This window comes from Cupriavidus sp. 8B (assembly GCF_054589115.1).
Genome location: NZ_BAAILO010000410.1, coordinates 25,368 through 51,801, shown reverse-complemented (window position 1 = coordinate 51,801; position 26,434 = coordinate 25,368). Strand labels below are relative to the sequence as shown.

Here is a 26,434-nt window from a genome sequence, read left to right as displayed (position 1 = left end):
CGCCCCCGCACGCCGCCGAGCTTCCCGAACAAGCCCATGTGGTATGCAGCCAGGTGCCTGGCAGCGTGTGGCGCGTGCTGGTGCACGAAGGCGACGCGGTGGCCGAGGGCGACACGCTGGCCATCGTGGAATCGATGAAAATGGAATTTGCCGTCACGGCGCCTTGCGCCGGCTACGCCTGGCGTGTTGCCTGCCGGGAAGGCGCGCCCGTCAGCGCCGGGCAGGAGGTCGTCATCGTGGTGCCGCAAAGCGTGGCAGCGAAGGAGGCAGCATGACGGTCCCGGTCCCCTTCTCGCTCGATATCGCCTCGCTGCAGGCGGCCTACCAAAGCGGCGAACGCACACCCGCCGAGGTGATCGAATCGGTAATTGCGGCGACGCAGCACGATCCGCATCACGCGTGGATTCATCGCCTCGACGCCACAGCCTTGCGTGCCCGCGCAAGGGCACTGGAACAGCGCGGGCCGGCCGGCCTGCCGCTGTATGGCATCCCGTTCGCGATCAAGGACAACATCGACCTGGCCGGCGCGCCGACCACGGCGGCCTGCCCGGACTTCGCCTATACGCCGGCTCGCAGTGCGTTCGTGGTGCAACGGCTGGTGGATGCAGGGGCCATCGCCGTGGGAAAGACCAACCTCGACCAGTTTGCCACCGGGCTCAACGGCACGCGCTCGCCCTATGGCGCTTGCCTGAATGCGTTCGATGCGACTCGCATCTCCGGCGGGTCCAGCTCGGGCTCCGCCGTGGCGGTGGCGCTGGGGCAAGTGAGCTTTGCGCTGGGCACCGACACGGCGGGCTCGGGCCGCGTGCCGGCCGCATTCCATCACCTGGTTGGCCTCAAGCCGAGTTGCGGACTGCTGTCGACCAGCGGCGTGGTGCCGGCTTGCCGCTCGCTCGATACGCCATCGGTCTTCGCGCTCACTGCCGATGACGCACACCGTGTGTTCGCGGTGGCGCTGGGGTTCGACGCGGACGACCCCTACTCGCGCGCGGCGCAGCCGCACGGCTTCGATTTCGGGCTTGCTACGACGTTCCGCCTGGGCGTGCCCGCGCCGGGCCAACTGCAGTTCTACCAGCCCGGCTATGCCGAAGCCTTCGAGCAAGCCTGCGCGCATGCCCGCATGCTGGGCGCGGAACTGGTGGAGATCGACTTCGCGCCGTTCCTCGAAGCGGCCCGGCTGCTCTATGACGGACCCTGGGTGGCCGAGCGCTACCAGGCGATCCGGGAGTTCATCGATGGCAACGCAGACTCCTTGTTCCCGGTGACACGGCAGATCACGCTGGGCGGTGCCACGCCGCTGGCCGCCGATGCCTTCGCGGCCATGTACCGGCTGCGCGCGCTCCAGCGCCAGAGCGAGGCGGCGTGGTTGCAGGCGGACGCGCTGCTGCTGCCGACCGTTCCCTCGCACCCGAGCATCGCCGCCATGCTGGCGGAGCCGATCGCGCGCAACAGCGAGCTTGGCCTTTACACCAATTTCATGAACCTGCTGGATTGCGCCGGCGTTGCGGTGCCGGCAGGCTTCCTGGCGGATGGCCTGCCCTTCGGCATCACGCTGGCGGCGCCGGCGCATCAGGACGTGCCGCTGTTGCATCTGGCGCGGCGCTGGCAGCAGGCACTGACTGGCAAGGCGGCGACGCTGGGCGCGACGGGTAGCAGCGGCCCTGCGCAAAGCGCAACCATGCCGAGCGCAGTGTGCAGCGGCCAGCTACGGGTTGCGGTTTGCGGCGCCCATCTGGAAGGCCAGCCCCTGCACCATCAACTCGCCGAACGCGGCGCGCGCCTGGTGGCGCGCACAAGCACGGCTCCCTGCTATCGCCTCTACGCGCTGGCTGGCGCTGGCGTGCAGCGGCCCGGGCTGGTGCGCGTGGGCGACGCAGAGGCAGGCGCCGCCATTGAGGTCGAAGTGTGGGAGATGCCCGAAGCCCGCTTCGGCAGCTTTGTCGCGGGCATTCCCGCGCCGCTCGGCATTGGCCGCACGGTACTGGCCGATGGCAGCAGCGTGCCCGGCTTTATCTGCGAGCCCGGCGGCCTTGCGGGCGCCACCGATGTCACCGCCTTTGGCGGCTGGCGCGCGTGGCGGGCTCACCAGGCCGCGATCCCCACTGAGCCTTAGCCGCGCTTGCAGGCTCAGGCGGGCGCATCGCCCGCCCCGATTTCCGTTTGCTTTACCTCCCACCCACCGTTGTTGACCGTGAGTTCGACCATGTTCGCCCCTACTACTGGCATGCTTCCCCGTCGTCCGCTTCGTCCATTGTTGCTGCGCGCCGTGCCGGCGCGCTTCGCCGCCTGCGCGCTGATTGCCTGCGCCACGCAAGCCCACGCGCAGGACAGCGGCCAGCTGGCCGATGCCGGCGCCACCAAGCCCGCCGAGCCGGCCAGCCCCTACACGTTCACCGGCCATCTCGATGCGGTATCGCGCTACGTGCTGCGCGGCGCGACCACCACCTACGGCAACGGCGCCCCGTTGGGCAACGCCGGCGGCGACGCGCCGGAATCCTCGATACCGGCCTTGCAGTGGGGCGTGGACCTGGCGCACGAGAGCGGCTGGAGCATCGGCTATTGGGCGTCGATGATCAACTACTCGTACCAGCAGCTCGGCAACTCCTACAGCGACCGCTCGATCACGAGCTTCCAGACCGCCAAGTCGGTCGAGAACGATTTCTATGGCGCCTACAGCGGCAAGATCATCGGCGACCTTGGCTACACGGCAGGACTGACCGGCTACTACTACATCAATGGTTCGCACGCCAACGCGCTGGAGACAAAGCTCGGCTTGAGCTACGGTCCGTTCAGCCTCAACGCGCAGACGCTGCTCAACGACGTGGTATGGGGCAACAAGGGGGACACGTACTGGACGCTGGTCTATAGCACGACCCTGCCGTACGGCATTACCTTTACCGGCACGGTCGGGGCTTATACGTACAAGAAGGAGGGCAAATACCTGGGCACTACGGATACGCTGACCGGGACTTCATGCGGGCCGCATAGCGCTTTTGTGGTCAATGGCTGCTTTGCAGGCAACACGCCCTCTAGCGGCGCTTTCCGGCATCTGACCCTGGCGCTGGCCGCGCCGATCCCGGGGACTCCCCTTAGTGCCGGGGTGCAGTGGATCATCGGCGGTTATAACCGGTTTGGCGTGCATCAGGAGAATCGGGTGATCGCTTCGGTTAGCTATGGGTTTTGAGAAAGAGGGTTGGGTCGGCTGTGGCGTATCGTTCCTGGCGAACGACTGCCCTCTCCCCCGGCCCTCATCCGCTGCGCCGGAGAGGGGCAAACCATCAGCATCGGTCGAGGCCGACAGGGCAAAACCCATTGGCTTCGCTTTCAGTGGCTCCTAGCCAAACCGCCCCTCTCCCCAACCCTCTCCCCATGAGGGGAGAGGGAGCGAGCAGCCGTCGTCATTCCAAACGGCTTTGGCGCATCCATATAGTTGTAGTTCACACCCTCTCAATACGTCTCCAGGTGCAGCCGCCCATCCTTCTTCAGCGCGGCACCCACCGTGTCCCACGACAAACCCGCCTGCTGCGCCACGTCCCGCAAAGCCAGCACCACGCCCTCCTCCATGCTCTTCAGCCCGCAGACGTAGAAGCAGGTGTTCGGGTCCGCCAGCAACGGGCCCAGGTCGGCCGCGCGCTCGCGCATCACGTCCTGCACATAGCGCTTGGGCTGCCCCGGCGTGCGCGAGAATGCAAGGTTGATATCGATGAAGTCCCTGGGCAAGCTCTGCAGCGGGCCAAAGTAAGGCAGCTCCTCCTGCGTGCGTGCGCCGAAGAACAGCATCAGCTTGCCGCCCTCGAACTTGCCTGACTTGCGCAGCCGGCGGCGCCATTCCGTCATCGCGCGCATCGGTGCGCTGCCGGTGCCCGTGCAGATCATCACGATATTGGAGCGTGGATGGTTAGGCATCAGGAAGCTCGCGCCAAACGGCCCGATCACATCCACCTTGTCGCCCACCTGCAGGTCGCACATATAGTTCGACGCCACGCCGCGCACCGGATTGCCCTGGTGGTCTTCCAGCACGCGCTTGATGGTCAGCGAGATATTGTTGTAGCCGGGCCGCTCGCCATTGCGCGCACTGGCGAGCGAATACTGGCGCGCATGGTGCGGGCGCCCGCTGGCATCCACGCCGGGCGGCACGATGCCGATGGACTGGCCTTCCAGCACCGGGAACGGCGCGGTGCCGAAGTCCAGCACGATGTGGTGCGTATCGTAGTCACGCCCGACCGCGGTGACGCGCGCGTTGCCGACCACGGTGGCCGTGACGGAGCGAGCGGCGGACTTGGCGCCGTAGAGGTTGGTATAGGCGTGCGCCGCCGACCACGGCGGCACGGTGGCGCCGTATTGGGCGCTGTTGAATACGTCGTCGCCGGTGACAGCCGCTGGCAATGACACCGCCGCGGATTCGAGAACCGGCTCTGCATCCGCCGCCACGCCTTCCTCGGCAAGTTGCTCGGGCGAGAGGTCGTCAGGCAACGTGTCCCAGCCAAACTGCTCGACGATGCTGTATGCCTTGGCGCGCGGCATGGTGCGCCAGTTGTCAATCGAGCCGGTCGGGCATGGTGAGATGCAGGCCATGCAGCCGTTGCACTTGTCCGCATCGACCACGTAGTTGCGCGAATCGTGGGAGATGGCGGCGACCGGGCAGGTGGCCTCGCAGGTATTGCAGCGGATGCAGATCTCGGGGTCGATCAGGTGCTGCCTGATGACCTGGATGTCGGACATGTCCATGGCGAACTCCGGGGGTGATGCGACCCCTGTGGCCGGGGCCTTCGGGCGTGGGGCCCGCAGGCCCTCGCGCCACTGTCTTCTTGCGTGCCGCTCAGTTGAAGCGCACGTACTCGAAATCCACCGGCTGGCGGTTGATGCCCATCACCGGCGGCGCGATCCAGCCGGCGAACTTGCCGGGTTCCACCACGCGGCCCATCAGGTTCGCCACATAGGCGCGGTCGGTCTCGCTCGGCAGCCACTGGTCGACGTTGGCTTTCCATTCCGCATCCGAGATCACCCGGCCATCCGGCGAGATCTTCACGCCGGAGAGTGCGCCGATATTGCGGTGGAACGCCTTGTGCGGGACCTTCAGGCGCAGCGGGATGCCGGCCTTGTCGATGACGCGGTTCCAGCGGTCCACGCCGGCCACGCTGTCCTTGATGTAATCGTCGCGCAGCACTTCGTTGAGCGCGTTGAGCATCGGCACTTCCTTCTCGACCAGCTGGCCGCCGGTGGCCTGCAGGACCTTGTACGTCTGCCCCTTGAGCACGTGGTCGTCGGTGCGCTTGCCTTCCTCGTAGCGGCCCTTGAGGCCGGTGCTGTAGAAGGTGGCGGCGTTGCTCGACTCATCCGCGCCGAACAGGTCGATGGTCACGCTGTAGTGGAAGTTCAGGTAGCGCTGGATGGTCGGCAGGTCGATCACGCCGGCGGCGCGCAGGCGGGCCGGGTCGTCGGTCTTGAGCTCGTTCATCACCTGGCAGGTGCGCTGGATCACGCGCGACACGCCGCTCTCGCCAACGAACATGTGGTGCGCTTCCTCGGTCAGCATGAACTTGGTGGTGCGGGCAAGCGGATCGAACGAGCTCTCGGCCAGCGCGCACAACTGGAACTTGCCGTCGCGGTCGGTAAAGTAGGTGAACATGAAGAACGACAGCCAGTCCGGGGTCTGTTCGTTGAACGCCTGCAGGATGCGCGGGTTGTCCTGCTGGCCGCTGCGGCGCTCCAGCAGCGCTTCGCCTTCTTCGCGGCCGTCGCGGCCGAAATACTTGTGCAGCAGGTAGACCATGGCCCACAGGTGGCGGCCTTCTTCCACGTTGACCTGGAACAGGTTGCGCAGGTCGTACATGCTCGGCGCGGTCAGGCCGAGGTGGCGCTGCTGCTCCACCGATGCGGGTTCGGTATCGCCCTGCGTGACGATGATGCGGCGCAGGTTGGCGCGGTATTCGCCGGGGACGTCCTGCCAGGCGTCTTCACCCTTGTGGTCACCGAAGTGGATCTTGCGGTTGGCCTCGGCGGGGTTCAGGAAAATGCCCCAGCGATAGTCCGGCATCTTCACGTGGCCAAAGTGCGCCCAGCCCTGCGGGTCGACGCTGATAGCGGTGCGCAGGTAGATATCGAAATCCTGCGAGCCGTCCGGGCCCATGTCGTTCCACCAGCTCAGGTAGTTGGGCTGCCATTGCTCGAGCGCGCGCTGCAGCGTGCGGTCTTCGCTGAGGTTGACGTTGTTGGGGATCTTGTCGCTGTAGTTGATGCTGGACATCATGGTCTCCGGGCTGGCTATGCGTTGGATGCGGCGTGTTCGGGTTCGGCTTCGGGTCAGGCTTCGTGTGCGATTGCAGGATTGCAGGTCAGACGCGGTTCCAGTCGAACGCGGCCTTGTCACCCTTGCCGTAGACCTTGAGCGCGCCCTTCTCGCCCACCGCGTTGGGGCGCTGGAAGATCCAGTTCTGCCAGGCGGTGAGCCGCCCGAAGATGCGGGTGAACATGTTTTCCTGGCCGTTGAAGCGCAGGTTGGCTTCCATGCCGGTCAACGCATCCGGCGACATGGCCGCGCGCTCTTCCAGCGCGATGCGCACCTCGTCGGTCCAGTCGATGTCGTCCGGGTTGGCGGTGACGAGGCCCACCGCGAATGCGGCGTCGGCGTCCAGCGGCTGGCCGGCCTTGGCGCGCACCGCGTCCAGCGCCGGTTGCTCGTCATAGAAGCGCCGGCCCAGGCGGCTCTGCCCGGTCACCATCGGGTACAGCCCGAAATTGGTCTCGGCCACGGTGATCCTGGGCGCGCGCGCTTCGTCGTCCGGCAACGCCAGGTGGTAGCTGCGGTCGCACGCCAGTGCCAGCTCAAGGAAGGTGCCGGCAAAGCAGGAGCCCGGCTCGATCAGCGCGAACAGGCTGCGCGAGGACACATCCAGGCGGGAGAACGTGCGGCGCAGCAGGCCGATGGTCTCGCGCACCAGCCAGTGATCCTTGTTGGCGAGCAGCGTGGCGTCCATGGCCAGCACGTTGGCGGCATCGCCTTCGGTCTTGATCAGCCAGGTGCCAATCTCGAGCTCGTTGGTGCGCATCGACAGGATGGCGTCTTCCAGTTCGCGCGCCAGTTGCAGCGGGTACCAGGCGGCGCCGGCCTCGGCGATGGCGCTGACGCTCGTGGGCTGCGTGGCAGATGGGCCTTTCACGATGAAGGTAGCCTTGCGCGCCGCGCGGTCGATCTCGACGGTGACGTGGGTGTAGCGCAGCGCGTCGGCCTCCAGCGTGCGCGCGACCGGGGTCAGCGCCACGCCGCTGGCGTTCGCCGGGCGGTCGCTCTGCGCGGCCAGGGCCAGGGCGCGCTCCTGTACCTTCTGCGCGAACACAGCAGGCTTGGCGATGTCGTCCACCAGGCGCCAGTCCTTGGCACGCTGGCCGCGCACGCCTTCGGTGGTGGTGCAGAAGATATCCGCGAGGTCGTGGCGCACATGGCGCTTGTCGGTCACGCGGGTCAGCCCGCCGGTGCCGGGCAGCACGCCCAGCAGCGGCACTTCGGGCAGGCTCACGGCAGAGGAGCGGTCGTCCACCAGGATGATCTCGTCGCAGGCCAGCGCCAGCTCATAGCCGCCGCCCGCACAGGCGCCATTGACCGCGGCGAGGAACTTCAGGCCGCTGTGCCTGGAGGAGTCTTCCAGCCCGTTGCGCGTCTCGTTGGTGAACTTGCAGAAGTTCACCTTCCAGGAGTGGCTGGAGACGCCCAGCATGAAAATATTGGCGCCGGAGCAGAACACCTTGTCCTTGCCGCTGGTGACCACCACGGTGCGCACCTCGGGATGCTCGAAGCGGATGCGGTTGACCGCATCGTTAAGCTCGATGTCGACGCCGAGGTCGTAGCTGTTGAGCTTGAGCTTGTAGCCGGGACGCAGGCCGGCGTTCTCATCGATGTCTACCGCCAGCGTGGCAATGGGGCCGTCGAACGTCAGCTTGAGGTGCTTGTACTGGGACGGGTCAGTCTGGTATTCGACGCGGGGGGCGGTAGTCATGGCTGTGTCTCCTCAGCAATGAAGCACAATAGTGCATGGATCGGGTGTTAGTGAACGAACTATAGTTCATGCACTAAAAATCCGTCAAGCAATATTGTGCATCTACCCACAAAAGAGTCAGAGCGGCAACTGCAGTGCGTAGCGGACCCGCTCCCGCAACGTCAGGAAGGTCGAGTCCAGCGGCTCGGCGCTGGTGTCGACGCTGAAATCCGCCTTGGAATAGAAGGCGGCACGGCCGGCCAGGATGTGGCGCAGGTCTTCCATGGCCTCCTTGCTGGCGGCCATCGGCCGGAAATCGCCCTGGGCGCGCACGCGGTTCATGTGATCTTCCGGGCTCGCCTGCAGCCACACCGTGGTGCAATGGGCCAGCAGCAGGTTAAAGGTGGCGGGGTCGGATACCAGGCCGCCGGGGGTGGCGATCACCGCTTCGGGATAGATCTGGATGGCCTCTTCCAGCGCGCGCCGCTCGTAGCGGCGATAGGCGTTCATGCCGTACAGCCCCTGGATTTCCGAGATGCTGCAGCCGGCGAACTTCTCGATCTCGCGGCTGAGCTCCACAAAGGGAAAGCCCAGATCCTCGGCCAGCATGCCGCCCAGCGTGGACTTGCCGGCGCCGCGCAGCCCGATCAGCGCCACGTGCGGGCTGCGCGCGGCGTTGCCGCCCCCGGTGCCGAGCAACTCGCCAACGGCAATACGCACGCGGCGCAGCGTGCCTTCGTCGCGGTGTTCCAGCAGTTCCCGGATCAGCAGCCATTCGGGCGATGAGGTGGACACATCGCCAAGCAGCTCGGCCAGCGAGCAGTGCAGCGCCGAGGCGATTTGCAGCAGCACCAGGATGGACGCATTGCCGCTGCCGTACTCCAGGTTGGCCAGATGCCGCTCCGACACACCCGCGGCCAGCGCCGTGGACTTGCGGGTCAAGCCACGGCGCGAACGGAGCTCACGCACGCGCTCGCCCAATGCGACGAGAAAGGCGTTTTTCTCGGCCGCGCCCGCTTCTGTGGCGCTGCCGTTGCCTTGCGCGGCATCGGCGTCGTGCTCGTCAGCAGCCTCCCGCGTTAACCCGGGAACATGCAATATAGTGCTTGACATGGTTTCTTCGCGGCTCTATGTTTCACACATGCACAATAATGCATGGAGCGCGGGTATGCAACCCGGCTAAGTCCAACGGAGCCCCTTTCATGTCCCCAACCGAATTCCGCGAGCAGATCGCGCGGCTCACGGCCCGCATTGCCGGCCGCCCTCTCGATGCCGCCCTGGATACCTGGCTGAATGCCGAGCATGGCGTAGGCAGCACCACGTACTCCGAACTGAAGGACGCATGCCTGGCCGGCGTGGCCGAGGGCTGGCTGTGCGAGCGCGAGGGCGGCGGCATCCGCTATGGCCGCATCTTCAAGCCGGCCGAGGACCTCCACGGCTTCTCCGTCGATGTGGTCGACATGACAGACATCGCCGGCCCGCATCACACGCACCCCAACGGCGAGATCGACCTGGTCGTGCCGATCGACGACACCGCCGAGTTCGACGGCCGCCCCGCCGGCTGGCTAGTCTGCCCGCCGGGCAGCGCGCACCGGCCCACCGTCAGCCATGGCCGCGCGCTCGTGCTCTACCTGCTGCCCGAAGGCCGCATCGACTTCACCCGCTGAGACCCCCTCCATGACCGAACTGCTCTCCAACTATCTCGGCGGCCGCTGGCAAGCCGGCTCCGGCGCCGGCGCAACGCTGTCCGACCCCGTGCTGGGCAATGCGCTGGTGCGCGTGGACGCCACCGGCCTGGACCTTGCCGCCGGCTTTGCCTTTGCGCGGGAGCAAGGCGGCGCCGCGTTGCGCGCCATGACCTACCGCGAGCGCGCCGCCAGGCTGGCCGCCATCGTCAAGATCCTGCAGGCCAACCGCGATGCCTATTACGAGATCGCCACCGCCAACAGCGGCACCGTGCACAACGATTCCGCCGTGGATATCGATGGCGGCATCTTTACCCTCGGCACCTACGCCAAGCTCGGCGACGCGCTGGGCGACCGGCACTACCTGATCGACGGCGATGCCGCGCGGCTCGGCAAGGACCCGCTGTTCCAGTCGCAGCATGTGCTGGTGCCCACGCGTGGCGTGGCGCTATTGATCAACGCCTTCAACTTCCCGAGCTGGGGCTTGTGGGAAAAGGCCGCGCCGGCACTGCTGGCGGGCGTGCCCGTGATCGTGAAGCCCGCGACGGCCACCGCCTGGCTGACCCAGCGCATGGTCAGGGACGTGGTGGATGCCGGCGTGTTGCCCCCCGGCGCGCTGTCGGTGGTGTGCGGCAGCGCGGCCGGGCTGCTGGACCAGTTGCAGCCGTTCGACGTGGTCTCCTTCACCGGCTCGGCCGAGACCGCCGCGTTGATCCGCTCGCACGCGGCGGTGACGCAGCGCTCGGTGCGCGTCAATATCGAGGCCGACAGCGTCAACTCGGCCCTGCTGCTGCCCGGCGAGGCCGCCGGCAGCGAAGCGTTCGACCTGCTGGCCAAGGAGGCCGCGCGGGAGATGACCGTCAAGTCCGGGCAGAAATGCACGGCCATCCGCCGCATCTTCGTGCCCGAGGCGCTGTATGGCGCTGCCGCCGACGCCATCGGCGCCCGCCTGGCCAAGATCACGGTGGGCAATCCCCGCAATGAATCGGTGCGCATGGGCGCGCTGGTCAGCCGGGCGCAACTCGCGTCCGTGCGCGATGGGCTCACCTATCTGCAGGCGCAAGCCGAGGTACTGCACGACGGCGCCAAGCACGCGCTGGTCGATGCCGATCCGGCCGTGGCCTGCTGCGTCGGGCCCACGCTGCTGGGTGCGCGCAACGCGGATGCCGCCGATCGCGTGCACGATACCGAGGTGTTTGGCCCCGTGGCCACGCTGGTGCCCTACCGCGATAGCGCGCATGCGCTGGCCCTGGTGCGCCGGGGCCAGGGTTCGCTGGTGGCATCGCTATACGGCAGCAATGCCGATGCGCTGGCCGCCGCCGCGGTGGAACTGGCCGACAGCCACGGCCGCGTCCACGTGATCTCTCCCGAGGTGGCCAAGCTCCATACCGGGCACGGCAACGTCATGCCGCAGTCGCTGCACGGCGGGCCCGGCCGCGCCGGTGGCGGCGAAGAACTAGGCGGGCCGCGCGCGCTGAATTTCTATCATCGGCGCAGCGCCGTGCAGGCCAGCACTAACGTGCTGGCACAGCTGTAGCGCATCCATCTAGCGCCTGTACAGCGCCTATATTCGCCAAAGAGGCAAACCCACCGAGGCATCGATCCATCGATGCACCCATAAGGGGAGACAAGCATGACCGCCGAACCACAAGTCCAGCCGCCCGGCACGCCGTTCAACTTCGCCCAGCACCTGATCGCGTGCAATGCGCAGCGGCCCGGCAAGACCGCCTACATCGACGACCACGGCACGATGAGCTACGGCGAGCTGGCCGAGCGCATCCGCCGCGTTGCCGCCGCGCTGCAGGCCCTCGGCATCCATCGCGAAGAACGCGTGCTGCTGCTGATGCACGATGGCAACGACTGGCCCGTGTGCTTCCTCGGCGCGATGTACGCCGGCATCGTGCCCGTGGCGGTCAACACGCTGCTCACCGCCGACGACTACGCCTATATGCTGCAGCACAGCCGCGCGCAGGCCGTGCTGGTATCGGGCACGCTGCTGCCGGTGCTGCAGCAGGCCATCGCCCAGGGCGGCCACGAAGCCGGCACCGTGATCGTCTCGCAGCCAACCGCCCCGCTGGCCGACGGCATGGTCGCGCTCGATGCGCTGATCGACCGCCATGCGCCGCTGTCCGCGCCGGCGGCCACGGGCCCCGACGACCCCGGCTTCTGGCTCTATTCGTCAGGCTCCACCGGACGCCCCAAAGGCGTGCTGCACAGCCAGGGCAACCCGTACTGGACCGCCGAGCTCTATGCCAAGCCCGTACTCTCGCTGGGCGAGGCCGACATCTGCTTCTCGGCCGCAAAGCTTTACTTTGCCTACGGGCTCGGCAACGGCCTGACCTTCCCGCTCAGCGTGGGCGCCACGGTCGTGCTGATGGCCGAGCGGCCAACCCCGGAGGCCACGTTCAAGCGCTGGCTGGACTATCAGCCGACCGTGTTCTTCGGTGCGCCGACCGGCTACGCGGGCATGCTCGCCGCGCCCGGGCTGCCCGCGCGCGAGCAGGTCTCGCTGCGCCTGTGCTCCTCCGCCGGCGAGGCCCTGCCGGCCGACCTGGGCGAGCGCTTCACCGCGCATTTCGGTTGCGAAATCATCGACGGCATCGGCTCCACGGAAATGCTGCATATCTTCCTGTCCAACCGCCCCGGGCAGGTTCGCTACGGCACCACGGGCTGGCCGGTGCCGGGCTATGCCGTGGAGCTGCGCGACGAAGACGGCCACGCCGTGCCCGACGGCGATGTGGGCGACCTCTATATCCAGGGTCCGAGCGCGGCGTTGATGTACTGGGGCAACCGGGAGAAATCCCGCGAGACCTTCCGCGGCGGCTGGACCAAGAGCGGCGACAAGTACGCGCGCAACGCCGACGGCAGCTACAGCTACGCCGGGCGCAGCGACGACATGCTCAAGGTCAGCGGCATCTATGTCTCCCCGTTCGAAGTGGAAGCCACGCTGGCGCAGCACCCCGCGGTGCTAGAAGCCGCCGTGATCGGCGTGCCGGACTCGGCCGGCCTCACCAAGACCAAGGCATTCGTGGTCCGCAAGGCCGGTGCACAGGTCAGCGAGGCGGAGCTGAAGGCCTTCGTCAAGGAACGGCTCGCGCCCTACAAATACCCGCGCGTCATCGAGTTCGTTGCCGCACTGCCCAAGACGGCCACGGGCAAGATCCAGCGCTTCAGGCTGCGCGAGCTGGAAGGCGCGCCAGCCTGAGCAGATAGGCCAGAGCCGTTCGCGATGACGACGGCTGTCACTCCCTCTCCCCTCATGGGGAGAGGGTTGGGGAGAGGGGCGGTTTGGCCAGGTGCCCCTTGAAGCGAAGCCAACGGTGTTGACAGCACCACGGCATAGCGAGCGCCCGCCCACTCTCCCCAGCCCCGCATACGCCGTGCGGGAGAGGGGAGCAAATAGCCACCAAAAAACACAAGGAGACAACCCATGCGACAAATCGATGTCCACAAGCTGGCCGACGAGGCCCGCTTCAACCGCTTCCACGGCCTGGTGCTGCTCTGGTGCGCGCTGATCATCATCTTCGACGGCTATGACCTGGCCGTGGTGGGGATCGCTCTGCCGTCGATCATGAAAAGCATGGGCGTGGACGCCACCAGCGCCGGCTTCATGGTCAGCGCCGCGCTGTTCGGCATGATGTTCGGTGCGATCTTCATGGGCACCGTGGCCGACCGCATCGGGCGGCGCCGCGCCATCGCCATCTGCATCCTGCTGTTCAGCGTCTTCACCGCGGCGGCGGGCTTCACCAGCGATCCCGTCACGTTCAGCGTCACGCGCTTCCTGGCCGGCCTGGGCATCGGCGGCGTGATGCCGAACGTGGTGGCGCAGATGACCGAATACTCGCCGCGCAAGCTTCGCGGGACCATGGTCACGCTGATGTTCAGCGGCTACTCGGTCGGCGGCATGCTGGCCGCCCTGCTCGGCAAAGGCATGATTGAAAACTACGGCTGGCAATCGGTCTTCATCGCCGCCGGCCTGCCGGCGCTGCTGATCCCGGTCATCCTGAGATCCTTGCCGGAGTCCATGCCCTTCCTGATCAAATCGGGCCAGATCGACGCGCTCAAGCACATCGCCTCCCGCCTGGAGCCGGGCTACCAGCCCCAGCCCGGCGACCAGTTCGCCCTGCCCGCCGGCGACAAGGCCGGCGATGCGCCCATCGGCAAACTGTTCCAGGACGGACGCGGCTTTTCCACGGTGATGTTCTGGGTGGCGTTCTTCATGTGCCTGTTCATGGTTTACGCGCTCAGCTCCTGGCTGGCCAAGATGATGGCCGGCGCAGGCTATAGCCTGGGCTCGGCGCTCACCTTCGTACTGGTGCTGAACTTCGGCGCCATGGTCGGCGCCATCGGCGGCGGCTGGCTGGCGGACCGCTTCAACATCAAATACGTACTGGTCGGCATGTACGCCCTGGCCGCGGTATCCATCACGCTGCTGGGCTACCCGGTGCCCACCGCGCTGCTGTTCGTGCTGGTGGCGCTGGCTGGTGCGTCGACGATCGGCACGCAGATCGTCACCTACGCCTATGCGGGGCAGTTCTACCCGATGGCGGTCCGCGCCACGGGTATCGGCTGGGCTTCGGGCATCGGGCGCAGCGGGGCCATCCTGGCGCCGATCGTGATCGGCGCGCTGGTGGGCATGTCGCTGCCGCTGCAGCAGAACTTCGTGGCCATCGCCATTCCTGCGGTGATCGCGATGATGGCGGTTCTGCTGATCGATCATCGGCGCTCGGCGTCGGCGCAGCATGCAGAGGGCAAAGCGGAGCATATGGCACCCGTCGCGCTCGTGGCGGGGTCAGGCACAACCTCGTAGTTGGGCGCGCGCGGCGCAGGCACCGCCTCGGCGGCACTTGCGGGTAAGATCGCGGTTCCCGTCGCCCGGATTGAGGGGGCGCATCCCGAACGTGCATTCAAACCCAACAATGACCCCATTTCGCGGAAAGCTTCGGACGCGGCATCTGGAGATCATTCTCTCCGTCGCGGAGCTTGGAAACCTGTCCAAGGCCGCCGAGCAATTGCACATGACGCAGTCCGGCCTCTCCCGCGCAGTTGCCGAGGTCGAGGAGATCGTTGCCGGAAAGCTGTTCGAGCGCTCCGCGAAGGGCATGATCGCCACGGCGCTCGGGACCGCGATGTGCCGCCATGCGGCATTGCTCCTGAGCGGCTTCCACAAGGCCGAGGCGGATCTGGGCGCCATCGCCAGGGGCGATCTCGGCAACATGATCCTGGGTTGCTTTTCGATGTTCAGCAGGTGGCCGCTAGCGGAAGCCATCCTGCTGTTCAGGCAGGCGAATCCTCGCGTGGAGATCACGGTAGAGGTCGGGTCGCACGAGGCCCTGATCGAGAAGCTGGATGCAGGCGCTATCGACCTGCTCATCAGCCGCACCCCGAGAAGCCAGAGCGCAGAAACCTACCGGACTGCCACTCTGGTGCATGACGGCATCGTGCTTGCGTGCGCACCGGATCATCCGCTGGCCAGGCAGGATGTCGATCTCGCTACGTGCGTCCAGTACCCCTGGATCTCCGCGCCACCAGGAAGCATCTTTCGCGAAATGCTGGTGAATGAAGTCCGGGAAGCCGGTCTCCCGGCCCCTGAGATCGTGGGCGCGCTCTCGCTGGAACTGGGGCGCGAGCTGATCTCGCGCGGCCACTTCCTGTGGCAACTCCCGGAAAGCGCGGCACGCTTCATGGCCGCGCACAATGAGGTTTGCATCCTCCCGCTGTCGTTTAACCTCAGCCCTGGTCCGCTATCGGCCATCTGGCGGCGCGACCGGACCAGCACGCGACAGATGCGCAGCTTCATCCTCAGCCTGCGGCGCGTGGTCGAGTCATCCTGGGGTGCCGGCAACCCCTGAGCATCCGGCTCGTCCCGTTCGCGGGCACCCCGACTCGCCGTCAATCACACCCGCAGCGCACTGCTGCCCTTGCGGCCTTCCAGCGCCGGGGCACGCGTTCGCCTTCCTTCTTTCAATCTTCCTCAAAAACATATCGGCTGCCTGCGTGAGGCCATGCGACCTACGCATGAGGCTTCTCAAATTCGTCATGTCCTGCCGCTCCGGCTTCGCTCTACCATCGGCGACGGGTAAAGACATCGCCTATGCGGCACGTCTTGGCCGGACAGAAAAGAGGTCGCCGCGCAATGCGCTGAGCGGGTCCAACCCAATCCACGAAAGGAGGAAACGATGACGAAGAGAGGCTGTAGGCCCGCCATCCCGGGGAGTGCATTTCCGCGAGCCCATCTGCGCCAGCTATGCCTGGCAAGCCTGGCGACAACCGCACTGGGCGTGGCGCCCAATGCGGGGGCCGCGCAACCCAACGGCATTTCGCTCAGCGGCCTGGTAGCGGCGGGCCCCACCATGACGTCGAACGTCGGTGGAGCGTCCCGCTACGGCGTCGACTCCGCTCCGTACCGGCCCAACTACATCGCCATGAACGGATCCGAAACGCTGTCGCAGGATATGGCGGCGTATTTCAGGCTGGCTGGCCGATTCTTTGCGAACAACGGCCAGACGGTCGGGCAACTCTTCAACACCAACGCCATTGTCGGGCTGCGCGGCTCGCTGGGCGACCTGGCCCTGGGATACACCCGCGATTTCATGTTCGACTACCTGACGATTCCTGGCTTCAGCGGCTCATGGTTCGGCGGCATCTGGGGCAGTCCGCAGGGGCCCTTCCTGAACTTCGGCGGCGTCTATAGCCCAGCTCGCATCGGTTCATTCGACGCGGACCGGACCAACGGCGAAGCGCTGGCCAATGCGATGAAGTACACGAAGCAGTTCGGGCCACTCAAGCTTGGCGCGATGTATGCCTTGGGCGAGCGCACCAGCTCGATCCACGACGGCAGCACCTACAGCCTTGGCGCTCTCTATGAAACCCCGCGCTATGGCGCCGCCGCCGTTTATACGGATTTCAGGGATAGCGGCACGCCGACCAGCCACGCACGCTTCCAGACGATGGGCTTGGGGGCGAAGTGGAACATCGACGAAGCGACGATTGCGGGGTCTTACACCCGCACCAGGAACGCGGCCACCAATGGTGCGATCGACACGTTCGGCGCGGGCGCTACGGTGCCGGTCGGCGGTGACTACACGATCAACGTGCACTACCAGTACATGAAGGGCAACGCCGCGTTACAGGATCGCTACGCCCACCAGGTCCTGCTCAAGCTCGACAAGGCGCTGTCGCTCAGAACGCATATCTACCTGCAAGCGGCGTTCCAGAAGGCGGGGGGCACGGCGGACGCCAAGGCGTTTATCAACGGCGCCGCCGGCCCGTCGGACAACAGCAAGCAGGTGCTGTCCGGGCTCTTTATCGAGCACGCATTCTGAGCGGACAAGGAGAGCCAGCCATGAAGAATCCCCCATTGCGCGTCGATCCCCAGGATATCTCCGAGGTGATCGACAACATCCCGCCCAACCGGCGTCGCCGCAGCATCGTCGCCATCTGCTTTGCCGTGGTTGCGCTCGAAGGCTTCGATGCGGCCATCATCGGCTTCATAGCGCCGCAGATTGCCACGCACTTCGGCGCGAAGCCGGCCGAGATCTCCGCTGCCATCGCAGCGGGCATGTTCGGGCTGCTGCTTGGCTACATCACCGCGGGGAGCGTTGCGGATACGCGAGGACGAAAGCCTGTGCTCGTTGCCGGCACATTCGCCTTTGCGCTCGCCACGCTCGCCTGCGCGTTCAGCGCGTCGCTGGTCCAGTTGGTGGCCTGGCGATTCATGACCGGCGTGGGCGTCGGCGTGGCGATGCCCGCCGTCGCCGCGCTGCTGGCGGAGTTGCTGCCGGCCCGCCGGCGCGCATCCGCGCTTTCCGGCGTGTTCTGCGGATTCCTGTTCGGCTCGGCCGTGGCGGGATTCCTGACCGGGCAACTGATCGATGCGATCGGCTGGCAGGGGCTGTTTCTCCTCGGTGGCATCGGGCCGCTCCTGCTCGTCCCCGCCATCCTTGCGCTCCTGCCCGAATCGCCAAAGTTCCTGGTGCAGATTGGCGCCGCTTCGGACCGGATCGCCGCCGCGCTTGCCAGGCTAGGTGCGTCCCAGGCTGGCACAGCGCTGTTCAAGACGCCAACGCCTTCGGTTGAGATCACGAAGGGGAGCGTGGCGCAGCTGTTCGGTTCGCAGTACAGGTCGGCCACGATGCTGCTGTGGCTGCTGATGTTCCTGATCTTGGGGAGCTTCTACGTCATCGCCAGCTGGTTGCCCACCTTGATCAAGAGCAGCGGGGAGAGCGTTGCCGTTGCGTCCGGGACGGCCTCGCTATTCCAGTTTGGCGGCCTGGTTGGCGCGGTGGTAGGTGCCTTCGCCATCCGGCGCATCGCGCCGTTGAAGTTTATCGGGATCGCCTTGCTGATCGGTGCTGCCAGCCCGCTCCTGATCGCCTCGCCCGATGCCACCGCAAGGTACGCCATCGCCGTGTTCTGCTCGGGCTTTTTGATCAGCGGACCTATCGTCGTGCTCAACGCCGTGGCGGTTGCTGCCTACCCCACGCAGATACGTTCCGTGGGCGCGGGCTGGGCCAGCGCGCTAGGCCGCATCGGTTCGCTGGCGGGCGCGGGCTCCGTCGGGCTGTTGATCAATTCCGGCGTGGGACTGGCCGAGATCATCGCGGCCGTCAGCGCCACGGTGCTGGTGTGCGCCGCGATCGTACCGTTCCTTTTTCGTAAATTGCGTGAACCTGGAGTCTGATCCCATGCATGTCAAAGAGAAGTCCGTCGTGTTGTCCTTGTCCACCGGCGCCATCCGTGGCGAGGCGTCAGATGGCGTCTTTGCGTTTCGCGGAGTGCCATATGGTGATCGGGCCCAGCCCGGGAACCGGCTGTCCGAAGTGAAGCCGCCGTCCGCGTGGACTGGCGAACGCGATGCCACCGCGCCCGGCGCCGTCTTCCCGCAAGCGCCTTCGCGGCTGGCTAATGTCATGGGCAACGGCATCGACCGCAGCCCGCAATCCGAAGACGCATTCCTCCTCAATGTGTGGGCGCCGCAAGATGCGCAGCGTCGGCCCGTTTACGTCTTTATCCACGGCGGCGGCTTTCTCAGCGGCGGCGGCACGGCCGCATGGTATGACGGCGAGCGCGTGGCCAGGGAAAGCGGGATGGTTGTGGTAACGGTCAACTACCGGCTTGGCGCGCTAGGACATTTCACGGATGCCCGCGATGCGCGCGGCGCCAATCGCGCCGTTCGCGACCTGATCCGCGCGCTCGAGTGGGTGCAGGAGCATATCAGCCGGTTTGGCGGCGATCCGGCGAGCGTCACGGTGGGCGGCCAGTCGGCCGGGGCCTATTACGCCTGGTTGCTTGGCGTCAGCCCTGCGTCGAAAGGGCTGCTCCACAGGAATGCCATGTTCAGCCTGCCGGCCTTGCCGCCGCTGGCGCCCGAAGAAGCATATCGGACCAGTCTCGCGCTGCTCGACGCCGCAGGCGAGCAAGACATCGGTGCATTGTCTGTCACGGGCATCCTTGCCGCGCAAAGCCAATTGATGCGCGCACGTGCCAGGTTCGGCGAGGTATCGGTCGGCTTCCGGCCGGTGGCGGAGGATGGCCTGGTCCCCGACTGGCTCTTCGACCTGCCGCGCGCGGCCAGGGAGGCACACGTGTCGTCGTCGCTGCTGGGCTTCACGGCGGACGAGAATGCCGCCTTCATGGCGGCGGCGCCCGAGGTAGTGCATGCCACGGAGCCGCAGGTCAAGGCATGGTTCGAGACCAGTTTCGGGGCGGACGCGATGAAGCACTACGCGGCCTTTGCCGCCGCGCGCCCGGATCACACGCCGTACACCCAGCTGGTCGATGCGAGCGGGTATCGCCTGTTCGGCGCCGCGGCACGCGAGATCGCAAGCGCGTTCGCCACCGCCGGCAAGCCGGTCTATCCGTACCGGTTCAGCGTGCAGAGCCGTGTGCCAAATCTCATGAGCCCGCACTGCCTGGAACTGCCTTTCCTGTTCGGCAACCGCAACGACTGGCTTGATGCCCCCATGATGGCGAACATCCCCGACGAAACGTTCGAGAAGGTGGGCGCCGAGTTCCGCCTGGGGATATCAAGCTTTGCCAGGACGGGCAAGCCGGCAACGCTGTCCGGTGCCACGTGGCTGCCCTTCGATGTCGCCGAGCCAGGCATCGCAGACTTCAAGGATCACGGCACTAGCTGGATGGCGTGGCACCCCTTGCTTGCCGCTTAGCGCCTGCCATGATCCGGGTCCCGCACTGCCCGCGCAGGATCCGGTCGTGTCCGACCCCACGATAGACGCCATGCAAGGCGCATTGTCGACTTGCTGGCGCGTGGCCGGGTATCTTCTCCACGCGATGCAGCTGGCGGCTGGTGCCGGCCTCATTCTGTGCGGCGACAGACATTCGACGCGCGCTCCCTGCCCCAGACTCGTCCCCGTACGTGAGTGGCCCCTAGCACCGTACCTTCGCCCCGCCATGCCCTTTCCCTGGCTGGCGGGGCTCCTTTCATTTACGGCTGGGAAGACCTCACCGGGCCAGCCGCGCCCCCGGCCACATCCGCACAACCAGCGCCCCGATTGCCGTCGCGGTCGACAACAGCGTCACGGCCATCCAGCCCCAGCGCGCCAGCAGCAGGCTGCCCAGCGCGGCGCCGGCCGCCATCCCCACGAACATGCCGACGAACAGGACCGCATTGAGGCGGCTGCGGGCGCCGGGCTCGATCCCGTAGACGATGGTCTGGTGGGCGACCAGCGTCACTTGCACGCCAAGGTCGAAGCCGAGCGCGCTGGCCGCGATCAGCCACAGCCGTGCGTGCGGTGCGAGCAGCGGCGAGAGCAGCATCCCGGCGAACGAGATCGCGGTCAGCGCGATGCCCAGGCGGGTGACCAGCTCCGGGCCTTTGCGGTCGGCCAGGCGGCCCGCCAGCGGTGCGGCGAGCGCGCCGGCGGCACCGGCCAGGCCGAACGCGCCGGCGGCCGCGCTGCCCAGGTGAAACGGCGCGCCGTGCAGCATCACGGCCAGGGTCGACCAGAATGCGCTGAATCCGATCGACAGCAGCCCCTGCGACAGCGTCGCCCGGCGCAGCGCGCCGTGCTTCTTCCACAGCTTGCCCAGCGAGCCCAGCAGCGCGCTGTATGCGAGGTGCGTGGTGGGCTTGAAGCGCGGCAGGCCGCGCGCGGCCACCAGGCCAATCAGCGCGATGCTGACCGCCGCGATCACGAACATGATGCGCCAGCCGAAGTGCTCCGCCACAAACCCGCTGAGCACGCGCGAGAGCAGGATGCCGAGCAGCAGCCCGGTCATCACGGTGCCGACGACCTTGCCCCGGTGCGACTCTGGCGCCAGCGTGGCGGCGGCCGGCACGATGTCTTGCGCCATCGTCGCGGCCAGGCCAATCGCCAGGCTGGTGGCCAGCAGCAGCCCGATGCCGGAGGCGGCGCCGCTGGCCAGCAGCGCGACGCTGAGCACGGCGGCCTTGGCCAGTATGATGCGCCGGCGGTCGTAGCGGTCGCCCAGCGGGGCCAGCAGCAGGATGCCCAGCGCATAGCCTAGCTGCGTGAGCGTGGGCACCAGGCCGACTGCCCGGTTGGACGCGCCAATGTCCGGGCCTAGCACGCCAAGCATGGGCTGGCTGTAGTACAGCGACGCCACGGCAAGGCCGGCGCCCGCGGCAAGCAGCAGGACCAGCCGTGCAGGCAAGCCGGTGGCGGGGGAATCCGCCGTGTGCGCTGTGTGCGCGGCAGCGGTTGTATGTGTAGCTTGAATGGAAGACATCGCGTTAGCCCTCAGATTGAAAACATGGCTGGAGTTTGCCGGTGGCCCACGGCACGCGGTAGTACTACACTTCGCACAATGCCTATACGCCGGGCGCATGACCAAGAGCCGCCATGCCACGAACCATGAAACCGCAGCCCTCCGCCCCAGCCGCCCCCTCTGCCCCCTCGGCCCCCTCTGCCGACCGCATCGAGCTGATGCAGACCTTCGTGCGGATCGTCGAGGCCGGCAGCCTGTCGGCGGCGGCCGCGCAACTGGGCACCACCCAGCCCACCATCAGCCGCCGCCTGCAAAGCCTGGAGCGCTCGCTTGGCCTGCGCCTGCTGCAGCGCTCCACCCATGCGATGAAGCTCACCGAGGATGGCGAGCGCTGCTTCGACCGCGCCAAGGAGCTGGTGGCGGGCTGGGAGGCGTTCGAGGCGGACCTGCGCGGCGCCGGCGACGAGCCCGAGGGCACGCTGCGGGTGGTGGTGCCCCATGCCTTCGGCCAGCAGCAACTGGTCGGGCCGCTGGCGGAATTCCTGCGCCGTCACTCACGGGTGACGGTGGAGTGGCTATTGCATGACCAGACCCCGGACTTCATTGCCGAGGGCATCGACTGCGCTATCCACGTTGGCGAGGTGAGCGACCCGTCGGTGGTAGCGATCCGGCTGGGCGAGGTGCCCCGCATCGTGGTGGCGGCGCCCTCGGTGCTGGACGGCGCGGCGATGCCGTCGCACCCCAACGAGCTGGCACGGCTGCCGTGGCTGTCGCTGCGCACCTTCTACCGCAACGAGGTGTCGCTGACCCACGCGACCACGGGAGACAGCCAGCGGCTGACCTTTCGCCCACGCGTGGGCACCGACAGCCTGTATGCGTTGCGCAGCGCGGCGGTAATGGGCCTGGGCGTTTGCGTAGCCTCCGCGTGGCTGCTGGCGGACGATATCGCCGCAGGCCGCTTGCTGCACTTGGTGCCGCTGTGGCGCGCGTCGTCGCTGCCCATGTACCTGATCTATCCCTATGCCAGCTTTTATCCCGCCAAGCTGCGCCGCTTTGTGGAAACGATGCGGCAGGCCGTGCCGACCGCGATGGCAGGCTGAATGCGTTGCGCGCAAAGCGCTCTGGCCGCAGTTTTGCGCCCCACGCAAAAGCGTTGCCGACATTCAGCCCATTATCACGGCGCAGGTGCAGGCATATGCTGCGAGGTTCCATGTCATCCGCAGCAAAAAAAAAAGCCATGAAAGCCATCGATTTCAACGAATTCGGCGACGCCGGCGTACTGCAACTGGCCGAGGCGCCGGCGCCCGAACTGCGCACGCATGACCTGCTCGTGCGCAATCACGCGGTGGGCGTGAATCGCGCCGACCTCACGCACCGGCGCGGCGGCTATGGCCGGGCCAACTTCGGCGACTCGGCCATCATGGGCCTGGAAATCGCCGGCGAAGTGATCGCCGTGGGCCCCGAGGCCGTGGGCTTCAAGGCCGGCGATCGGGTCATGGGCATCGTAGGCGGCGGCGCGTACGCCGAGATCGCGCGCATCGACTACCGCATGGCCATGCGCATTCCGCAAGGCCTCGACTACATCCATGCGGCAGCGATTCCGGAAGTGTTCGTTACGGCGCATGAGGCGCTGATCCACCTTGGCCACCTTGCGCCCGAAGAGTCGGTGCTGATCCACGCGGCCGCCGGCGGTGTCGGCTCGGCGGCGGTGCAGCTCGCGCATGCCATCGGCGCAAAGGTCTTCGCCACCGCCGGCGCCAGCAAGCTGGATCGCGTGCGCGCGCTTGGCGCGGATGTAGGCATCGACTACAAGTCGGTGGATTTCGCCAAAGCCGTTGCCGAGGCCACCGGCGGGCGCGGCGTGGATGTGGTGATCGACTTCGTGGGCGCGCCCTACCTGGAGCGCAATGTCCGCTCGCTGGCGGATGGCGGCCGCCTGGTCCAGGTCGGCATCATGGGCGGCACCGAAGGCGGCGTGCTGCCGCTGGACCGGGTGCTGTTCGGGCATCTCCAGATCATCGGCACCGTGATGAAATCCCGGCCGGCAGCCGTCAAGCACGCCATGACGCGCCGCTTTGGCGAGCGCTGGCTGGATGGCTTCGGGCAGAACGGCCTGGTGCCGGTGATCGACAGCGTCTTTGCGCTGGCGCAGGCAGCCGACGCGCACCGGCGCATGGAGTCGAACCAGAGCGTCGGCAAGATCGTTCTCTCGATCGCGTGAGAGCGGGCAAGCATAGGGGGCTGGCCCAGCCCGGAACAAGCGTTCCCCATCCGGTGTCGAACCCGATAGGTTCATCATGGAACGGAAGGTTGCAATGCGCAAAGACCTGTGTTTTGCCGCCGCGGCACTGTTTGGCGTCAACGCGCTTGCCGCGCCGCCCGACGGCCGTCTCTCCGTCTCCTTCGTCAATCCGGAAAGCTACACCGACGCCGCATACAGCCACGCGTACGCAAGCGAGAAAGATCTCGCCGCCGTGGAGCACGATATACGGCAGCACCTGGAGCGGCTGGCCGAGCGCAAGCTGCCGCGGGACGACACGCTCAGGATCGAAGTGCTCGACATCGACCTGGCGGGCCGCTTCGAGCCACTGCGCTTGCGCGGCCAGGATCTGCGGGTGGTGCGGGACATCACCTGGCCGCGCATGACACTGCGCTACACCCTGAGCCGTGGCGACCAGGTACTGGCCAGCGGCGAAGACCGGCTCGTCGACATGGATTTCATGATGTCGGTGAACATCTACGCGAGCAGCGACCCGCTGCGCTACGAGAAGGCCATGCTGGATGACTGGTTCGACAAGCGCATCGTCAAGCGCGTCGTCGGGCGATAGCCAGAGTCGACAGCCACCCGGCTCGGTCAAATCTCGTCCGGCACCCGCTCCAGATCCTTCATCCACACCACGGACTCCGAATCGCTAGGCGCCCGCCAGTCGCCGCGCGGCGACAACGAGCCACCCGACCCCACCTTGGGCCCGTTCGGCACGCACGAGCGCTTGAACTGGCTGGTCCGGAAGAACCGGTCGAGGAAGATGCGCAGATTGCGCTTGATGTCGGCCACCTTGTACACGTTGCGCACCACGTCCGGCCCGTCGGGCCAGTTGCCCTTGTCGCGGTCGCCCCATGCGCTCAGGGCAAGGAACGCGATCTTGGTCGGCGTAAAACCGAACCGCAGCGTGTAGTACAGGTTGAAATCCTGCAGCTCATACGGGCCGATGAAATTCTCGGTCTTCTGCTGGGGCGCGTCGGCGGAGTCGCCCGGCACCAGTTCGGGACTGATCTCCGTGCCGAGCACGTCGAGCAGCACGTCGGAGCCGGCATTGCCGATCTGCCCGGTCTCTGCCACCCAGCGGACCAGGTGCGAGATCAGCGTCTTCGGCACGCTGCCATTCACGTTGTAGTGCGACATATGATCGCCCACGCCATACGTGCACCAGCCCAGGGCCAGCTCGCTCAGGTCGCCGGTGCCGATCACGATGGCGTGGCTGTGATTGGCAAAGCGGAACAGATGGTTGGTGCGCTCGCCCGCCTGCACGTTCTCGAACGTGACGTCGTACACGGGCCTGCCGGACGCGTAGGGATGGCCGAGGTCCTTGAGCATCTCGACGCAGCTTGGCCGGATGTCGATCTCCTTCGCCACGCAGCCCACCACCTCCATCAGCTTGCGCGCCTGGAGCAGCGTGCGGTCGCTGGTGGCAAAGCCCGGCATGGTGATGCCGATGATGTTGGTGCGCGGCAGCTTCAGCCGATCCATGGCCTTGGCGCACACCAGCAGCGCGTGCGTGGAATCCAGCCCGCCGGAGACGCCGATCACCACCTTGGAGATGCCGCTGGCCGACAGCCGCTGGACCAGCGCCTGCACCTGGATGTTGTAGACCTCGCTGCAGCGCTCGTCGCGCCGGCGCGCGTCGGACGGCACGTAGGGGAATCGCTCCACCGTCCTGCGCAGCGGCAGTGGCTTGTCCAGCGCCATGCTCATGGCGAAGGGGATCACCTTGAACTTCGCCACCTCCGCGCCATGGCGCCGCACCGAGTGGCCGAACGTGGTCTGGTGCATGCGCTCACGCGACAGGCGCTCCAGGTCGACATCCGCAAAGGTCAGGTGCGAGCTGTCCGCAAAGCGCTCGGACTCGGCCAGCAGCTCGCCGTTCTCGTAGATCAGCGCCTGCCCGTCCCACGCCAGGTCAGTGGACGACTCGCCCTTGCCCGCCGAGCTGTACAGGTACGCCGCCAGGCAGCGCGCCGACTGCTGGCTGACCAGCTGATGCCGGTAGCCGGACTTGCCGACGACGATGTTGGAGGCCGACAGGTTCACCAGCACGGTCGCGCCCGCCAGCGCCGCGAACGACGACGGCGGAATCGGCACCCACACGTCCTCGCAGATCTCCACATGGAAGCGCAAGAACGGCACGTCCTGCGCTTCAAACAGCAGGCCAGCGCCGAACGGCACCCTGCTGCCGCAGAGCAGCACCTCGGTGGCTACCGCGCTGTCCGCCGAACTGAATTGCCGCGCCTCGTAGAACTCCCAGTAGTTCGGCAGGTAAGTCTTGGGGACCACGCCAAGGATCCGCCCGCCGGCTACCACCGCCGCGCAGTTGAACAGCTGATGCTCGACCCGCAGCGGCAGCCCCACCACCAGCGTGGTGGCAATCGTCTTCGACGCATCGACAATGTCCGCCAGGGCCGCCTCGCAGGCATCGAGCAAGGCGCGCTGATGAAACAGGTCGTCGCAGGTATAGGCGGACAAGCCCAGTTCCGGAAAGGCCACCAGCGCCGCGCCCTGGCTGGCGGCATCCCTGGCCAGCGCGATCGTTTCGGCGGCATTGAAGGCCGGGTCGGCCACGCGGCACACCGGCACGCCTACCGCCACGCGGGCAAAGCCATGGGCGTAGATATTGAGGAACGGGTTCTTCATGTCAGTCATGTCAATCATCCTTGCACTGCGCGGCGCAGCGCTTCCGGCGCAAGCCGAGCGGGGAAGTGGGTTGTGCGGTATATGGCGCAATTCTACGACGCGCGCGGCCAGCGGTGCTGGAGTGTGTTCGGATGGGGCCGCTGTCCAGGGGCGCTACAGCAGCGCCAAGCCCGGCG

At 66.8% G+C, this 26,434-nt stretch carries 20 protein-coding genes; 14 read left to right on the top strand and 6 right to left on the bottom strand.

Going from position 1 to position 26,434, the window contains the following annotated elements; all coding sequences use genetic code 11:
- From ACYP5B_RS38625 to ACYP5B_RS38615, 3 genes are all read left to right on the top strand, one after another.
- The coding region (locus tag ACYP5B_RS38625) for an acyl-CoA carboxylase biotin carboxyl carrier protein subunit (protein ID WP_459573095.1) at positions 1-275 on the top strand (275 nt) is incomplete at its 5' end.
- Positions 272-2,113: an allophanate hydrolase gene (gene atzF, locus ACYP5B_RS38620; RefSeq protein WP_459573094.1), complete on the top strand. Its 1,842-nt coding sequence runs from the start codon at positions 272-274 to the stop codon at positions 2,111-2,113. The genes ACYP5B_RS38625 and atzF, both read left to right, overlap by 4 nt.
- A 90-nt stretch (positions 2,114-2,203) precedes the next feature.
- Positions 2,204-3,184, top strand: coding sequence for a TorF family putative porin (locus ACYP5B_RS38615; RefSeq protein WP_459573093.1), 981 nt, complete (start codon positions 2,204-2,206; stop codon positions 3,182-3,184).
- Positions 3,185-3,447: 263 nt separating this feature from the next.
- Here ACYP5B_RS38615 and boxA read toward each other — a convergent pair whose 3' ends face one another.
- The 4 genes from boxA to ACYP5B_RS38595 form a co-directional block, all read right to left on the bottom strand.
- Positions 3,448-4,728: a benzoyl-CoA 2,3-epoxidase subunit BoxA gene (gene boxA, locus ACYP5B_RS38610; protein ID WP_459573092.1), complete on the bottom strand. Its 1,281-nt coding sequence runs from the start codon at positions 4,726-4,728 to the stop codon at positions 3,448-3,450.
- Between the two features lie 91 nt (positions 4,729-4,819).
- Complete coding sequence (boxB, locus tag ACYP5B_RS38605; protein ID WP_459573109.1) at positions 4,820-6,247, bottom strand: benzoyl-CoA 2,3-epoxidase subunit BoxB; 1,428 nt, start codon at positions 6,245-6,247, stop codon at positions 4,820-4,822.
- An 88-nt stretch (positions 6,248-6,335) separates the two neighbouring features.
- Positions 6,336-7,994, bottom strand: coding sequence for a 2,3-epoxybenzoyl-CoA dihydrolase (gene boxC / locus ACYP5B_RS38600; protein ID WP_400095704.1), 1,659 nt, complete (start codon positions 7,992-7,994; stop codon positions 6,336-6,338).
- A 117-nt stretch (positions 7,995-8,111) separates the two neighbouring features.
- Complete coding sequence (locus ACYP5B_RS38595) at positions 8,112-9,086, bottom strand: helix-turn-helix transcriptional regulator (RefSeq protein WP_459573090.1); 975 nt, start codon at positions 9,084-9,086, stop codon at positions 8,112-8,114.
- A gap of 89 nt (positions 9,087-9,175) precedes the next feature.
- Here ACYP5B_RS38595 and ACYP5B_RS38590 point away from each other — a divergent pair, with 89 nt between their 5' ends.
- From ACYP5B_RS38590 to ACYP5B_RS38555, 8 genes are all read left to right on the top strand, one after another.
- On the top strand, positions 9,176-9,640 hold the full coding sequence (locus ACYP5B_RS38590) for a DUF4863 family protein (protein ID WP_459573089.1): 465 nt from the start codon (positions 9,176-9,178) through the stop codon (positions 9,638-9,640).
- A 10-nt stretch (positions 9,641-9,650) separates the two neighbouring features.
- On the top strand, positions 9,651-11,195 hold the full coding sequence (locus tag ACYP5B_RS38585) for a 3,4-dehydroadipyl-CoA semialdehyde dehydrogenase (RefSeq protein ID WP_459573088.1): 1,545 nt from the start codon (positions 9,651-9,653) through the stop codon (positions 11,193-11,195).
- Positions 11,196-11,291: 96 nt separating this feature from the next.
- Entirely contained in the window at positions 11,292-12,863 is a 1,572-nt protein-coding gene (locus tag ACYP5B_RS38580) for a benzoate-CoA ligase family protein (RefSeq protein ID WP_459573087.1), read from the top strand.
- A 225-nt stretch (positions 12,864-13,088) separates the two neighbouring features.
- On the top strand, positions 13,089-14,468 hold the full coding sequence (locus ACYP5B_RS38575) for an MFS transporter (RefSeq protein WP_459573086.1): 1,380 nt from the start codon (positions 13,089-13,091) through the stop codon (positions 14,466-14,468).
- Between the two features lie 109 nt (positions 14,469-14,577).
- Positions 14,578-15,510, top strand: coding sequence for a LysR family transcriptional regulator (locus tag ACYP5B_RS38570; RefSeq protein ID WP_318235930.1), 933 nt, complete (start codon positions 14,578-14,580; stop codon positions 15,508-15,510).
- Between the two features lie 327 nt (positions 15,511-15,837).
- The gene (locus ACYP5B_RS38565) at positions 15,838-16,983 is read left to right on the top strand and encodes a porin (protein ID WP_318235929.1); all 1,146 of its coding nucleotides are present in this window, start codon (positions 15,838-15,840) and stop codon (positions 16,981-16,983) included.
- 20 nt (positions 16,984-17,003) lie between these two features.
- Complete coding sequence (locus ACYP5B_RS38560; RefSeq protein ID WP_459573084.1) at positions 17,004-18,341, top strand: MFS transporter; 1,338 nt, start codon at positions 17,004-17,006, stop codon at positions 18,339-18,341.
- A gap of 4 nt (positions 18,342-18,345) precedes the next feature.
- The gene (locus ACYP5B_RS38555; protein ID WP_459573082.1) at positions 18,346-19,827 is read left to right on the top strand and encodes a carboxylesterase family protein; all 1,482 of its coding nucleotides are present in this window, start codon (positions 18,346-18,348) and stop codon (positions 19,825-19,827) included.
- A 295-nt stretch (positions 19,828-20,122) separates the two neighbouring features.
- Here the strand turns inward: ACYP5B_RS38555 and ACYP5B_RS38550 are convergent, their stop codons facing one another.
- Positions 20,123-21,370, bottom strand: coding sequence for an MFS transporter (locus tag ACYP5B_RS38550; RefSeq protein ID WP_459573081.1), 1,248 nt, complete (start codon positions 21,368-21,370; stop codon positions 20,123-20,125).
- Positions 21,371-21,495: 125 nt separating this feature from the next.
- Here ACYP5B_RS38550 and ACYP5B_RS38545 point away from each other — a divergent pair, with 125 nt between their 5' ends.
- From ACYP5B_RS38545 to ACYP5B_RS38535, 3 genes are all read left to right on the top strand, one after another.
- Positions 21,496-22,449, top strand: a complete 954-nt coding sequence (locus ACYP5B_RS38545) for a LysR family transcriptional regulator (RefSeq protein ID WP_459573080.1) — start codon at positions 21,496-21,498, stop codon at positions 22,447-22,449.
- Between the two features lie 137 nt (positions 22,450-22,586).
- Positions 22,587-23,570 carry an NAD(P)H-quinone oxidoreductase gene (locus ACYP5B_RS38540; protein ID WP_459573079.1) on the top strand — a complete coding sequence of 328 codons (984 nt, stop codon included), beginning with the start codon at positions 22,587-22,589 and terminating at the stop codon, positions 23,568-23,570.
- 94 nt (positions 23,571-23,664) lie between these two features.
- Positions 23,665-24,177, top strand: coding sequence for a DUF3016 domain-containing protein (locus ACYP5B_RS38535; RefSeq protein WP_459573078.1), 513 nt, complete (start codon positions 23,665-23,667; stop codon positions 24,175-24,177).
- A 26-nt stretch (positions 24,178-24,203) separates the two neighbouring features.
- On the opposite strand, the gene ACYP5B_RS38530 is transcribed toward ACYP5B_RS38535, so the two are convergent.
- Complete coding sequence (locus ACYP5B_RS38530; protein ID WP_459573108.1) at positions 24,204-26,258, bottom strand: NAD(+) synthase; 2,055 nt, start codon at positions 26,256-26,258, stop codon at positions 24,204-24,206.
- Between the last annotated feature and the right edge of the window lie 176 nt (positions 26,259-26,434).

Coding starts and splice junctions, on each gene's coding strand:
- ACYP5B_RS38590 (WP_459573089.1), top strand. CDS start 9,176: ATGTCCCCAACCGAATTCCGCGAGCAGATCGCGCGGCTCACGGCCCGC.
- boxA (WP_459573092.1), bottom strand. CDS start 4,728: ATGGACATGTCCGACATCCAGGTCATCAGGCAGCACCTGATCGACCCC.
- boxB (WP_459573109.1), bottom strand. CDS start 6,247: ATGTCCAGCATCAACTACAGCGACAAGATCCCCAACAACGTCAACCTC.
- ACYP5B_RS38545 (WP_459573080.1), top strand. CDS start 21,496: ATGAAACCGCAGCCCTCCGCCCCAGCCGCCCCCTCTGCCCCCTCGGCC.
- ACYP5B_RS38575 (WP_459573086.1), top strand. CDS start 13,089: ATGCGACAAATCGATGTCCACAAGCTGGCCGACGAGGCCCGCTTCAAC.
- ACYP5B_RS38560 (WP_459573084.1), top strand. CDS start 17,004: ATGAAGAATCCCCCATTGCGCGTCGATCCCCAGGATATCTCCGAGGTG.
- ACYP5B_RS38550 (WP_459573081.1), bottom strand. CDS start 21,370: ATGTCTTCCATTCAAGCTACACATACAACCGCTGCCGCGCACACAGCG.
- atzF (WP_459573094.1), top strand. CDS start 272: ATGACGGTCCCGGTCCCCTTCTCGCTCGATATCGCCTCGCTGCAGGCG.
- ACYP5B_RS38535 (WP_459573078.1), top strand. CDS start 23,665: ATGCGCAAAGACCTGTGTTTTGCCGCCGCGGCACTGTTTGGCGTCAAC.
- ACYP5B_RS38580 (WP_459573087.1), top strand. CDS start 11,292: ATGACCGCCGAACCACAAGTCCAGCCGCCCGGCACGCCGTTCAACTTC.
- ACYP5B_RS38570 (WP_318235930.1), top strand. CDS start 14,578: ATGACCCCATTTCGCGGAAAGCTTCGGACGCGGCATCTGGAGATCATT.
- ACYP5B_RS38595 (WP_459573090.1), bottom strand. CDS start 9,086: ATGTCAAGCACTATATTGCATGTTCCCGGGTTAACGCGGGAGGCTGCT.
- ACYP5B_RS38530 (WP_459573108.1), bottom strand. CDS start 26,258: ATGAAGAACCCGTTCCTCAATATCTACGCCCATGGCTTTGCCCGCGTG.
- boxC (WP_400095704.1), bottom strand. CDS start 7,994: ATGACTACCGCCCCCCGCGTCGAATACCAGACTGACCCGTCCCAGTAC.
- ACYP5B_RS38585 (WP_459573088.1), top strand. CDS start 9,651: ATGACCGAACTGCTCTCCAACTATCTCGGCGGCCGCTGGCAAGCCGGC.
- ACYP5B_RS38555 (WP_459573082.1), top strand. CDS start 18,346: ATGCATGTCAAAGAGAAGTCCGTCGTGTTGTCCTTGTCCACCGGCGCC.
- ACYP5B_RS38615 (WP_459573093.1), top strand. CDS start 2,204: ATGTTCGCCCCTACTACTGGCATGCTTCCCCGTCGTCCGCTTCGTCCA.
- ACYP5B_RS38540 (WP_459573079.1), top strand. CDS start 22,587: ATGAAAGCCATCGATTTCAACGAATTCGGCGACGCCGGCGTACTGCAA.
- ACYP5B_RS38565 (WP_318235929.1), top strand. CDS start 15,838: ATGACGAAGAGAGGCTGTAGGCCCGCCATCCCGGGGAGTGCATTTCCG.